This window comes from Halomonas sp. DP8Y7-3 (assembly GCF_019801675.1).
GTDB lineage: Bacteria > Pseudomonadota > Gammaproteobacteria > Pseudomonadales > Halomonadaceae > Halomonas > Halomonas litopenaei_A.
Genome location: NZ_JAHVIO010000014.1, coordinates 83001 through 96341, shown reverse-complemented (window position 1 = coordinate 96341; position 13341 = coordinate 83001). Strand labels below are relative to the sequence as shown.

Annotated in this window: 6 protein-coding genes; 4 read left to right on the top strand and 2 right to left on the bottom strand. The window is 61.5% G+C overall.

Translation table 11 applies throughout. The annotated features are described in order from the left end of the window. Positions 1-71: 71 nt before the first annotated feature. Complete coding sequence (locus KUV86_RS15015; RefSeq protein ID WP_261397663.1) at positions 72-1493, bottom strand: HlyD family type I secretion periplasmic adaptor subunit; 1422 nt, start codon at positions 1491-1493, stop codon at positions 72-74. After that, the gene (locus tag KUV86_RS15010; RefSeq protein ID WP_222485358.1) at positions 1490-3259 is read right to left on the bottom strand and encodes a type I secretion system permease/ATPase; all 1770 of its coding nucleotides are present in this window, start codon (positions 3257-3259) and stop codon (positions 1490-1492) included. The genes KUV86_RS15015 and KUV86_RS15010 overlap by 4 nt, the downstream gene beginning before the upstream one ends. Before the next feature lie 750 nt (positions 3260-4009). Here KUV86_RS15010 and KUV86_RS15005 point away from each other — a divergent pair. From KUV86_RS15005 to KUV86_RS14990, 4 genes are all read left to right on the top strand, one after another. Further along, positions 4010-9319: a hypothetical protein gene (locus KUV86_RS15005; protein WP_222485356.1), complete on the top strand. Its 5310-nt coding sequence runs from the start codon at positions 4010-4012 to the stop codon at positions 9317-9319. A 183-nt stretch (positions 9320-9502) separates the two neighbouring features. Further along, positions 9503-9691 (top strand): hypothetical protein, encoded by a 189-nt coding sequence (locus tag KUV86_RS15000; protein ID WP_206939279.1) that lies wholly within the window; start codon positions 9503-9505, stop codon positions 9689-9691. Positions 9692-10120: 429 nt separating this feature from the next. Beyond that, complete coding sequence (locus tag KUV86_RS14995; RefSeq protein ID WP_222485354.1) at positions 10121-11155, top strand: histone deacetylase family protein; 1035 nt, start codon at positions 10121-10123, stop codon at positions 11153-11155. Positions 11156-11629: 474 nt separating this feature from the next. After that, positions 11630-12979, top strand: a complete 1350-nt coding sequence (locus tag KUV86_RS14990; protein WP_206937906.1) for a Na+/H+ antiporter family protein — start codon at positions 11630-11632, stop codon at positions 12977-12979. Positions 12980-13341: the final 362 nt, after the last annotated feature.

Here is a 13341-nt window from a genome sequence, read left to right as displayed (position 1 = left end):
TTTTTTGCCTTTCTCATGGTGGTTGGGTGGCGGTGCTATTGCTTGCGCAGGCGCCATGCCTTGCGCAGGCTTCATTCCTCGCGCATGGCCCTGGCCAGCATGTCATTAAGCGGCTTCAGCATGTAGCTGGCAAAGCTGCGCTCTCCGGTACGAATCATGACCTCTGCGGGCATGCCCGCGACGAGTGTCATGCCCTCAGGCAATACGCTAGTGATCGGGTCTGTCACCTGGACGATGACCTTGTAGTAGCGCTGCCGACTCGTTTCATCGTCAAAGCTGTTGGCGCTGACATGGCCGATGGTGCCCGCGACCACCTTGGTCAAACGCTGATTGAAGGCACTGAAGCGGATATCGGCGTGCTGACCGACATGCAGATGATCCACGTCCTGGCTGGGGACCCGTGCTTCGACCACGAAGCGGTCGTTGGACGGAACCAGCTCCAGCAGGATATCGCCGCCACGAACCACCGCGCCGATCGTGTGCACGTCGAGTCCGACCACCGTGCCGGACACCGGCGCCACAATGTGCGTGCGCGTCAGCCGATGATTGAGCGCGACCAGACGCTCTTCGGCGTCGGCTACCTCGGCCTGAACCCGCCGCAGGTCCTCGCCCACCTGTTGCTGAAATTCCTGTCGCCGCACCTGCTTGTTCAGTACCAGCTCGCTGATCTGAGCCTGCAGCCTGGCAATGTCCGCTGCATGCCTGGCGTTGTCGCTCTGGTACTCCAGGCTTTCGCGCTCCAGCTCGCGCAGCCGCTGGCTGCTGATCAGGCCATCGTCAAACAGGCGGCGGTGGCTGGCGATGTCCCGCTCCAGGGAGTCGATACGTAGGTCGGTAATCCCCCTTGTACGCGCGAGCCCCTGGATCTGCTCCTCCAGTTGGATCACCTGTTGATCCAGGGCCGCCAGGGTGTCCGCAAGGGCCTGGCGACGTACCTCAAAGAGGTGTTGCTGCACCGCCAGTACCTCACGCACGCGCAGTAGCCGGGCAGCCGTCAATTCATCGGGAAAGCTCAGCACAGCGGCATTTGCCTGCTCCGCCAGCAGGCGAATCTCACTGGCACGCGCGATCAGATAATCGCTGTCGGCAATGCGGCGTTCTGCCCGTGCCAGGGTGTCATCGAGGCGGAGCAACAGCTCACCATGCTGCACCTGATCCCCATCCCTCACGAGAATGTCGGCGACGATGCCCCCCTCCAGATGCTGAACACGCTTGGTGAAGCTTTCTACCGATACCGCTCCGGGCGCGACCACGGCCACCGCCAGCTGAGCCGTGGTAGCCCACAGCACGAAGCCGCCCAGGGCGATCATCAGCAGCGCAAACCCCATGCGGCGATAGACATACAGCGCTGTCGGCGGCTGGCCTTGCGGTAGGGTTGGCGATAGGGCTGGCGATAGGGCTGGCGATGGGACCACGGGAGAGCCGCCGGCGTCTAAAGGGGCCGCGGTCTTAGCGGACGTCTCGGTGGATGAGCCAGGCGAAGGCAAGGTCATGACGGGCCTCCTGCCGATGCCGGTCGGTGTGGTGTCACCCGTTTGATCACCTTGCCGGGCAAGGTCTTGGCACCGACCGGGCCATCGTCGGCGCTGCGGCGGGCGCGTAGCGCGGCCACCTGACCTTCGCGAAGCGTCAGGATACGGTCTACCCGATCCAGCAGGCACTGACGGTGGGTGATCACCAGAGTGGTCGTCCCCTGGCGGCGCAGCCCATCGAGTGCCTGTGCCAAGGCGCGTTCGCCAGCGTCATCGAGGCTGGCGTCAGGTTCATCCAGCACGACCAGACAGGGATGGCCGTAAAGCGCCCGCGCCAGTCCGATACGCTGACGCTGACCGGCAGAAAGGCCTAGGCCCTGTGGGCCGATGACGGTGTCGTAGCCGTCATCGAGGGACAGAATGAGCTCGTGCACGCCGGCCAGGATCGCGGCCTTGACCACGGCCTCGGCATCGACGGCGGCAAAGCGCGCAATGTTATCGGCAATGGTCCCCGCCAGCAGCTCGACGTCCTGGGGCAGATAGCCCAGGTGAGGCCCCAACGCCTGGCGCTTCCAGCCGAGAATGTCGGCGCCGTCGAGTCGCACGCAGCCATCCAGGCGGGGCCAGATGCCCAGCACGACCCGCGCCAGGGTTGATTTGCCTGAACCGCTGGGACCCACCACGGCCAGCTGTTCCCCGGGCGAGAGCGTGAGGCTGATGGCCTTCAAGGCGATGTCCTGGGAACCCGGTGGACCGGCGCTGACGTTCTCCAGGGTCAGCGAGCCCCGGGGACAGGGCAACGCCATGGGCTCACCCTCTGTCGCAGCGCCTATCAAGGTATTGAGACGTTCCGATGCATTGCGCGCTGCGATGAAGGACTTCCAGCCGTTGATCAGCTGATCCAGTGGCGCCAGCGCGCGGCCGAGCAGAATCGAGCCGGCGATCATCATCCCTGGTGTCAATTCCGCGATCAGGACCAGCCAGGCGCCGAGGCCCAGGATCAAGGACTGGGACAGCAGCCTCAGCGCTTTCGACAGATGGGTCAGGGTGCCTGCGCGGTCGCTGGCCAGGGACTGCAGGGTGAGGCCTTCCCGATGTATCGCCTGCCAGCGATGCTGAACGCTCTCGACCATGCCAAGGGCATGCAGCACCTCGCTGTTGCGTAGGTTGGCCGCGGTGGTATCTCGATTGGACACCTGTCTGGCCCCGGCCTGCTTGAGCAGTTGCCGGGTCCTGGCCTCGTTGAGCACCGCCAGGGCCAGTAGCAGCGCTCCGGCACACAGGGCGAAGAGCCCGTAGTACGGATGAAACAGCGTCAGGATACCCAGATAGACGGGTATCCAGGGGGTGTCGAGGAACGCCGGGACCGCTGGGCTCGAAAAGAACTGACGTAGCGTGGCAAGGTCATCCAGGCCCTGGATGGAGGCAGCGCTGGGATTGCTGAGTGCCTGCCGATAAAGCGATTGATGTAGACGCTGCTGAAGCTGTTCGTCGAAACGATTGCCCAGCCTCACCAGCAGGCGCGAGCGCACCCAGTCCAGGCCGGCCATGATCCCGAACAGGAAGATCACGACAAGCGTCAGCATGATCAAGGTAGCGACGCTGCGACTGGCGAGCACCCGGTCATAGACCTGCATCATGTAGAAAGAGGGGACGAGCATCAGCAAATTGATGGCGATGCTGAAGATGGCCACATCCACGAGCCCCCTGCGACAGCCGCGCAGCGCTGCGGCAACGGCAGACGCCTCGCGGGATAGAGCATTGTCCTGAGACGGGGGGAAGCGCATGGCGGTGAGCTCTTGGCAGCGTGAATGGAGGCGCTGGCGAGAAGCCTGGTGGCTCTCGATGGTAGGGCCTGGTTCGTCGGTCCGGTTCGTCGGTCTGACTCGTCGTTCTGGTTCGTTCTGGTGCGGCAGGTTGATTCAGTCCGTTCGCTCGGCAGAGCGTTAGTCGAACGATGGCAGGGCTCTTGCAGTACTACAACGGAGTTCTGGCTGAGCGGCAGCAGAGCTCCTGCAGTATGACAACAGAGCTTTCGCACAATGACGCACACAGCAGTGTACTGTGTTCCAGAAAAGGCATTTATGACGTCGTTGTCTACCCACCAGTATTATGTAGACATATTTGAGTAAGAATCTAGCGATGCTTTGTCGTAAGCCTGGTTCGAGTTTTCTTTCATATATGACTTTTTAAGCACAAACATCTCGATCAAAGGTGATAAATTATTCTGTTTTTTCTCTTCGATTTTTCTCACTTCTGAAGATTAGAAAGTATCAAGCTCGCGAACCATTTTTCTCATGTATTTGTTTTATAGGGATAAATAGTTCTTCGTCGCAGATGTTTCTTGACATGTTTTTGTGCGTTTTGGCGCATTATTTTTTTGATTGCCTGATGGTGTAAAAAAAGTAGTTTCCAAAGAGCATTTTTCGTAGTCGATGTAAGAATATTGCTATTTATTTTTCTGTATAAATTGCGCTCTATTGTGCCCATTGCGAAATTTATTGATGGGAGGGCGGGGTGTGAGCGATGCAAACCGTATGAACGATGTAAAGGTCACGAAGGATGTCGACGGTGTCAGCGATGTAAAGGATGTCAACGAGGTAAGTCGCGAAAACGCGGTTAACGATGTCGATCACCTGGGGCAAGCCTTGCCGTCATCCTCGGCGGTGGCGGCCCCAACGGCGATCAGCGAGCGGAGCGTATGGCGCATCAACTTTCAGCCGGAAGCCTCTACGGCAGTAGACGGTTATGCCGTAGATAGCGGCAAGGCGTTTGGCGAACAGGCGATTGAGGTCGGGGGCGTGTCCCACCAGTATGGCTGGGTCAGCGGCGCCAGCATTGCCGACGGCGTCGACAACGGCACCACTCCCCTGTCGCTGGTCGATGTGGATGCGTCCTTGCTGGTTGACCGCTCGGAGAACTTTGACGGGTTGGACCCTCGCCAGGCCAGCTACGCCCAGATGACGCGTGATGATGATGGCGCCGTCAACGCGGGATGGGAGATCGAGCTGGCGCCGGGCTTCTATGAGGTTACCCTGGCGGTGGGGGATGTCTCCGGCCGTTTTGATGCCTTCTATCAGGTCAACGCAGAGGGCGCTTCGCTCATCGATGGGTTTGTGCCCGCGCGGCCCGGCGACTTCCCGTTGGATGCCAACGTTACCGACGACACCGATGGCTTTCGCACGACGCTGGTGACCAGGGTGGTCGAGGTCAACGACGGACGCTTGACCCTGGACGCACTGGGCGCGGATGCCCGCAACGTCAAGCTGCAATATGTCGAGATTCAGTCGTTGCCGGACCCCACCCCAGGTGATGATCGTGATGCCGTCGATGACTATGCCCGGTTTGTCGGTGCCAGAGCCGTGGCGGGCGTCGGCAGCCAGGCAGTGGAGGTGGCGCTGGATCGGGACGATGGCGGTTTGCCTACCGGGGTGGATCCGGCCTCGGACATCTTCGTGGGCGTTCAGGTGGTGGAAGGCAGGGGAGGTGTGCTGCTGGAAAGCCTGGCGGATGGATCTGTGCGCCTGTTCGAGACGGTCACCGGCGTCGAGGTGAACTTCGACATCAACACCACCGGTGGTTTCGACTCCCTGACTCTATCCCCGGTTGACCCACTCAAGCCCTACACCAGCTATACCCTGGTCATCGATGGTTTCCAGGATCGCGGTGACAACAGCGATATCGACGCGCCAACCCGTGACTTCCTCAAGTACACCAACACCTTTGTCACTGGACCGGTGACCGAGAGAGACGCGGACGTCGACGTTGCCTTCGAGGGCACCGTCGAGCTCGATGGTGCTGCAGATGACGCTGTTGCCTTTACCTCACTGACGCTGAATGGGGCAGGCGACACCCTGTATGTGGTCAGCATGGGCGGTCAGATCCGACGCTACGGATTAGACCCGGAAGATGGCTCGCTGGGACCAGGTGAAGTGCTGGACCTGGGATGGGATCCATTCGCGCAGCCTGATTCGGTGACGGACAATGTGCGCCGGGCCATCATCGGCGTGGCAGAAGACCCCTCCGATCCCCAGGTGCTGTGGGTCACCGATAACTATCCGGTGCCGCTGCTGGGACAGGTGCGCAGGGTGCCGGACTTCAGTGGTCGGCTGTTGAAGATCACCCTGGACGAGGATGGCAGCTTCAGCGGGCAGGTTGAGGTGTATCTGACCGGCCTGCCGCGCTCTGCGGCGGATCATGTCACCAACAGCATCGAGTTTCGCAAGAACCCAGAGTTTGACCCGGATTCCCCCGACGCCGGCCCCGAGTATCTGTTGTACCTGACCCAAGGTTCCAACACGGGTGTAGGAGGCGTCGACAGCGCCTGGGCCAACCGGCCCGAGCGCCTGCTGTCTGCCACGGTGTTGGAAATCGACCCGAGCCGAACGCCTCCCGAGGGCGGATTTGACCTCACGACCGAGCCCCTGCCCGAGGATCAGACCCGCTTTCGCGACGACGATAACAACCTGAAGGATGGCCCCATTTCCATGGGAGACGGGCGCTATCTGGTCTTCGACGAGCGCGGCGTCGCCAGCGTCCAGGACGTCGATGGTAACGTCCTGTCGACGTTCTACGACCCTTTCGCAGAGGACGCGGTGGCCAAGATCTTTGCCACCGGTATCCGTAACGCCTATGACCTGGTGTGGCACTCTGATGGCCGGCTGTATGTGCCTACCAACGGGGGCGCCGCAGGAGGCGTGGTGCCGGACGATCCGGTGACGCCAGGGGATGAGTCGCTGATCAGCGTGGGGCTCCAGGACGATTATCTCTTTACTGTCGACCAGGGGGGCTATTACGGCCACGGCAATCCGCTGCGGGATGAGTACATATTGGATGGGGGCAACCCGACCCGCTTTGACGATGCCAACGAGGTGTCGACCTACGCTCCCGGCACCCAGCCTGATCCTAACTATCGGGTGGAAGACACCTACGCGTTGGGCCCCAACCGCTCACCCAACGGGGCCACAGAATTCACCAGCGACATCTTTGGCGATGCCCTGAAAGGCAGCCTGCTGTTCACCGAGTTTTCCGGCGGCAATGATATCCGCTGGATACGCCTGGACGATGACGGCAAGGTCATCAGCGACGATGTGCTGCGTGACAGTGATGGCGGCGTCATCCGTTACAACAGCCCCCTGGATATCATCGAAAACCCGGCCACCGGGCAGCTGTATCTATTGACCTTGAATCGGCGTACCGGCGAAAGCCAACTGGTCCGTCTGGATCCGGTCCTGCCAGAACCGCCTGAGCCGCCTGAGCCGCCGGAGCAGCCTGTGAAGCTAGCCACCATCCAGGCCGAGGACGATACTCCGAACGACGGTACCAGCGCCACGCTGTCAATGACCGGCGATGTCGCGATCTTTCAGGGCATAGCAGAGGGCACACCAGGCCTGCGACCGGGTAGCTACGGCAACGATGGCAATCTCGATGATCGCGACGGTGTCGGTGGCGGCTATGCCGACTTTGGCGTCAGCGCCCAGGATTGGATCACCTTTGGCTTCACCCTGGCGCCAGAGGAAGCAGGCTACAACGTGCTGCGCATCCGCTATGCCAACGGCGGTGGCAAGGAACGCCCCCTGGAGATATTCATCAACGGCGAAAGCCATGGGCTGGTGAGCTTTCCGGCTGCCCCGAGCCTTCCCAGCCTGGATGAAAGGTGGAACCTGTGGATGACCCAGGATGTACAGATCGACCTGCCGGCGGGGGAGGTCGAGGTTCGCCTGCAATCCCTGGGAAGGGCGGGCCCGAACATTGACCAGCTTGAGGTGTGGCAGGGCGATGTGTTTGGGCATACGAGCTATGAAGCGGAAGAGGCGCTTCTTCAGGGCGTCGCGCCAACGCCGGATGACAGCGGTCGCGACGCTTCTGGCGAAGCCTATGTCGCGCTGTCGGACGCCCAGGAGCAACGTATCACCTGGGCGATTCGGGTCGAACAGGACGGACACTACGAGCTGGGTTTTCGCTACTACCTGCCCGCGGATGGCGAGCCGCGTCAGCTGCCGTTCTCGCTCGATGGCGTCGAGTTGGCGCCGCTGCAGCTTGCAGCGGACAGCGAGACTGCCGATGACTGGGTGTACGTGAACGTGGAGGTATTCCTGGAGGCGGGGAGCCATGCGCTGGCGTTGGCCTCAGCGGGGGAGAGTGCGGTCGACGTCGACCTGCTATGGGTGCCGGATCTGTCACGGGAAGCCATCCGTGAGGCTATCAACCACCCAGCAGACGCCACCGACGGAATGCGCATCGCGCTGGATGACGGCGTGTCTGGCCTGGTCTCCAGTCCGCGCTCCGCCGATGCGTTTTTCACGGTCAGCGAATCAGGCCTGTACCGACTGGACCTGACGGTGGGCGAACCGGGGGACGAGATTGACGTCACCCTCAATGGGGAGCCATTGCCGCCCGCCCTGCAGGCCGACGATGGCTCTGGCGGAGTGTTCTGGTATGTCGAGCTTGAGGCCGGTACGGAGTATCGCTGGCACCTGATATCGGATGATGACAGCAGCTCCCGTGTCGAGGCGGTGGAGGTAGCGCCGGTCGCTGTGGCAGAGGGGGCCGACGTGAGCCTGGTGAACGCCGAGAGCCAGTTCTTCCACGACCGACTGCTGTTCAACTATCTGGATATCAATGACTTTGCGGCCCCTGATCGGGATTTCAGGGAAACTGGCCTGGCGCGCATTACCAATGAAGGCAGCGAACCTCTGCAGATTCTGAATGCGATGCTCGATGGACCCTTTAGGCTGGCCGATGCCGACGCGCTGCAAGGGCGCGTGCTGGCAGCCGGCGAGTCCATCGACATCACGGTCATGTTCGATCGTGACAGTTACCAGGCCCCCGAGCGCAATGACGATGATGGACGTTTCTTTGGCCGCTTGACGCTGTTGACCAACGACGCCGACTCGCCGGTAACGTCCCTTGAGCTGGCGGGCTTCTGGCAGGCTCAGGACGAGGGCGGTTGGGAACCCACCGTGGATGAGATCTGGAGCGTTGCCGGGCTTGGCAACCGCATCGGCGGGCTGCCCCTCGCCGGTGGCGGCGGTGGGCCTGGCTCCCCCCTGTACGACTTTGGCTACTATCGTCCCGTCACTGACGAGGAGGTGCTGTCGCGTTACTGGACCTTTGCCGACGGCGTCGACAGCGTGCGCATCACCCAGCTCGCGTCCATGCAGAATCCCGGTGGGGCAGCGTTAGGGGTGCATGCCTTCCAGGATACCTCCCAGGATCTCAGCCTGTTGCCCCACGGCCCGGACCAGAATCAGTCGCTGCTGCCACGCACCTTTGGTCGTGGTGAGTTTCCGGAGGTCACCTTGCAGCGCTCCGACATACCGGAGGACTGGACCGGGGACGCGCTGTTTGGCTTCGAGATCGCAAGGCTGTCATCAGACCCGTCTCTCAACCCCACCGGCCAAGGCACGCCCCCAGCCAATGGCCCTGATCTGGAGCGAGGTTACTTCATTCGTCTATTCCAGGCCCTGGACGAGGAAGGCAACGACATCCCGGATACCTACCTGGTCATCCAGGACTTCAATGGCGGTAATTTCGATTACAACGACAACATGTACGTGATCGAAGGCATCAAGCCGATGTACGACGGCGATGGCGTGGTCCCGACAGCCCTAATGACTGGACAAAGGCCCGAACAGCAACCCGACCAGCAGCCCGCTGCGGACGTCACCATGTGGTCAGAGGAGGCGCCGCAGCCAGACGTGTCGCCACAGCAGGAACTTCGACAGAGGCTTCTGCGGCAGGAACCGGAGCAGCAGCAATCCGAGCAGCAACGCCAGGCACCACCGCCCTCTGACGATATCGTGGAGGTGCAGGGCCTGCCCGATGCCGGGAGCGATAGCTGGTGAAGGCGGGAGTGATCGAAGTTATAGCGTCTCCATCTGGCGACACCTGGTGTGCTTGCCCGGCGACAGAGGTGATTGTACGAACTTTGCGATACCCTACGACGATATCGCCTCTATGGGTTGTCACAGTGAATCGATAACCAGAGGCAAGAGTATCAGGGTCAATAGGGGATCAAGAGTATGCCGATGGTAACTTCTGCTGCGAAATGGCTGATGCCGCTTCTGCTGATCATGACCGTTGCGGGCTGTAGCTACGAACCGGCGCGCATCTCGTCTGAGCCGTTGATCATCCTTGACGATGATCATCGTGACCACGGCGGCCATCACGGCGGCGACTTCTGTCCGCCGGGGCAAGCCAAGAAAGGCCGTTGCTAGGCTCTGCTGCGAGCAAGGCGCCGTGGCTAGCCGTCGCACCGACGGCTGGCAAGCGCCTTGGAATGGGTGTCAAAGGTTGACCGACGTCAATCAAACGGGTGGCCTGCTGGCGGTGGCAAAACGCCAGGTCAGGCCACGCCGAGCTGATCTGCTGCGGCCAGCTTGGCGGTGATGATGGTCCCGGGAGTGGTATCAAGGTCGGGTTTTCCGGCACTATCATGGGGTAGACTCGCTCAGGAGCAGGCTTGGCTTGCTTTGGCCTGAAGTGCTTTGGCCTGAACTGCTGTGGCCCGAGCTGCTGTGGCCCGAGCTGCTGTGGCCAGAGATAGACTCGCTCAGGTACCGACTCGCGGAGACGGTACCGAAGTGGTGCCCCAGGGTCGCAAGACACGGGGAGCGAGGTCGCGTCATCACCGGAGACCGATGTAGATGAAACTGTTTTACCATCCTGACCAGGAACGTCACGCACCCCCTCAGTTCTTGAAGCGAGGCGTGTTGAGCGATTCGCCCGAAGGGCCGCGTCGGTCAGAGTTGCTGAGCGAAGGTCTCGCCGAGGTCGGCCTGGCGCTGACCGCACCCGCCGAAGTCGACAGTCCCAAGTTGAGGGAGCGGCTCAAGGAGATCCATACCGAGCGTTACCTGGATTTTCTCGAGACGATTCATTCCCGTTGGCAAACGCTGCCTGAGGCCACTGACTTCGTGGCGCCCAACGTGCATCCCTGCGGTGGTGGCAAGCATTATCCGCGACACCCGGTGGGTCAGGCAGGCTGGCATCTTCACGACATGGCCTGTCCGCTGACCGCCGCAAGCTTTCAGGGCATTCTGGCCAGCGCCGCGACGGCTCAGGCGGCCGCTGAAAGCATCGTGTCGGGCGCAGGTACGGCGTATGCGCTGTGTCGTCCGCCGGGGCATCACGCGGGGCCAGATCGCGCCGGGGGCTTCTGTTATCTCAACAATGCCGCTCTCGCGGCCACCGTGCTGCGCGAGCATGTGTCCCAGGTGGCTATCCTCGATATCGATCTTCATCACGGTAACGGCACCCAGGACATCTTCTACGACCGCGGCGACGTCTGGACCGGTTCGCTGCACGCTGACCCTGCGGACTTCTATCCCTACTACTGGGGTAGCGCAGAAGAAACCGGCATCGGCCCTGGGCTAGGGGCCAATCTGAATGTCCCGCTGCCGGTGGGCAGTGGCATCGATGCCTTCCAGGCCGCTCTGGACGAACTGCTCGATGCCATGGCGAGCTTTAGCCCGGATGCACTGGTGCTGGCGCTGGGGCTGGATGCCCACAAGGATGATCCGCTGGCGGGGCTGAGCCTCGATACTCAGGACTTTGTGACGATTGGCCGCCAGGTGGGCGAGCTGGGCCTGCCCACGGTGCTGGTGCAGGAGGGCGGTTATCCGACCCCGGCGCTGAGCCGTAACCTCGCTGCCTTTCTGCGCGGGTTCACCGATACCTGAAGGCGCTGGACGTGAGTTAGCTGCGGCGACGTCGCTGCGACGACATTGTTGCGGCCACATAGCACGGTCGCCTCAGCCGCTGATGTTCTGTAGAGCTGACGTCCTCTGGGAAAGAAAGGCGTCGCAAAAAAGAAAAGCGCCACGACCGATGGACGTGGCGCAGCAATCTTTTCGCTTTCTTTCCTCCCTGAGGCACTATCCCGGTGCCTGAACTCCCTCGATGCGTCCTGCATCGTCGCATCCGTGACGCTCATGGGGCAGTATCCGTTGCCCGATTTTGCCTGAACACGAGTGTAGTATGTCCTGCCAATATGACAAATCCGTAAACGCCGCGTGATGCTTTGGTGACATCCCGCAGCCAGCGCTTTTCTGGTATCCTTCGCGCCGACTTTTGCGGGAAACCTGCGCTATTCCTGGCTTTGCGCCGAGGTTTTCCCCTCCCTCAACCCTCGTAACCCCAACTCGGATGTTCCTATGAACGCTGTAATTATTGCCGTTCTGGTGATGGTGGGCCTGTCGCTGGCGCGGGTCTCGGTGGTGCTGGCGCTGGTGGTCGGCGCCCTGGTGGGTGGCCTGGTCGGTGGTCTGTCCATCGAGGATACCCTGGCGGCTTTCAATGACGGCGTAGGGGGAGGTGCCAAGGTGGCGCTGGCCTATGCCACGCTGGGGGCCTTCGCGGTGGCGATTTCTCGCTCAGGCCTGCCTGACCTGCTGGCCCGTCGCCTGATCACCTTGCTGGGGCAGGAATCCAGCGCATCTCGCCAGGCCACGGTCAAGTATCTGTTGCTGGGCAGCGTCCTGTTGGTCGCGGTATCGTCCCAGAACCTGATTCCCGTGCACATCGCCTTCATCCCGATCCTGATTCCGCCGCTGCTCAAGGTCATGAACCAGCTGCGTATGGACCGTCGCGCCGTGGCCTGTGCCCTGACCTTTGGTCTGACGGCGCCCTATATGCTGCTGCCGGTGGGATTTGGCGCGATCTTCCTCAACGATATTCTGCTGGCCAATATCAATCAGGCCGGGGAGAGCCTTGGGCTCGAGATCGGCCGTGCCATGGTGCCCATGGCGATGGGCGTGCCCGTGGCCGGCATGTTCCTGGGATTGCTGGTGGCGGTATTTCTGTCCTATCGCAAGCCTCGTGACTACTCTGAGGCCGAGCTAACCCACCATGCCCACGGCCATGAAGCGGGCGACACCGAGGAGCCCCGCGCGCTGGGGCTGATCATGTCGGTGGTGGCCATCGTCGCGGCGCTGGGTATCCAGCTTTACACCGGTTCCATGATTCTGGGCGGGCTGGTCGGTTTCTCGCTGCTGTCCATGGGCGGCATCTTCCGCTGGCGCGAGGCGGACGACCTGTTCACCAGCGGCATGCGCATGATGGCGCTGATTGGCTTCATCATGATCTCCGCCTCGGGTTTTGCGGCGGTGATGACGGCCACCGGCGATATCGAGAGCCTGGTCAGTGCCAGTGTCGAGGTCATCGGTGACAACCGCGGCCTGGCGGCGCTGCTGATGTTGCTGGTCGGCCTGTTCATTACCCTGGGCATCGGCTCCTCGTTTTCTACCATCCCCATCATTGCTGCCATCTTTGTTCCGCTGGCGGTGCAGTTCGGTTTCTCCGATCTGGCGACGGTGGCCCTGGTGGGTACCGCGGCGGCGTTGGGTGATGCGGGTTCACCTGCCTCGGATTCCACCTTGGGTCCGACCTCGGGGCTCAATGTGGACCGCCAGCACGACCACATCTGGGATAGCGTCGTGCCGACCTTCGTGCACTACAACATCCCGCTGGTGGCCTTTGGCTGGCTCGCGGCGATGACGCTGTAATCTCAGGAGCCCATTGAGGCCCTACAGAGACGTCTTTTCCAGCGTTAGCGGCCTAAGCTGAGCGGCTAACGTAAGGCAATGACAGCGCACACGCGATAGACCAAAACAGTGCCCGTGCTCCCGTAGCACGGGCATTGTCGTTTCAAGGGGGGGTAAAGGGGGCTGTAAAGGGTGTATGACTATATCGCTTACGGGTTGTGCTGATCCGTCACTTTGGTCCAGGCTAAGGGACAGGGAGTCGCGAGATCGAGTCGTCGAACACGGCCAACTGTCGGCAAGGCTCGGCGCTGAACTCTCTACAGGGAGAGAAAGACGTTCCTGACGGCAGGGTGTTCCAGAAGGAGCGTCGTACCCGATGGAAA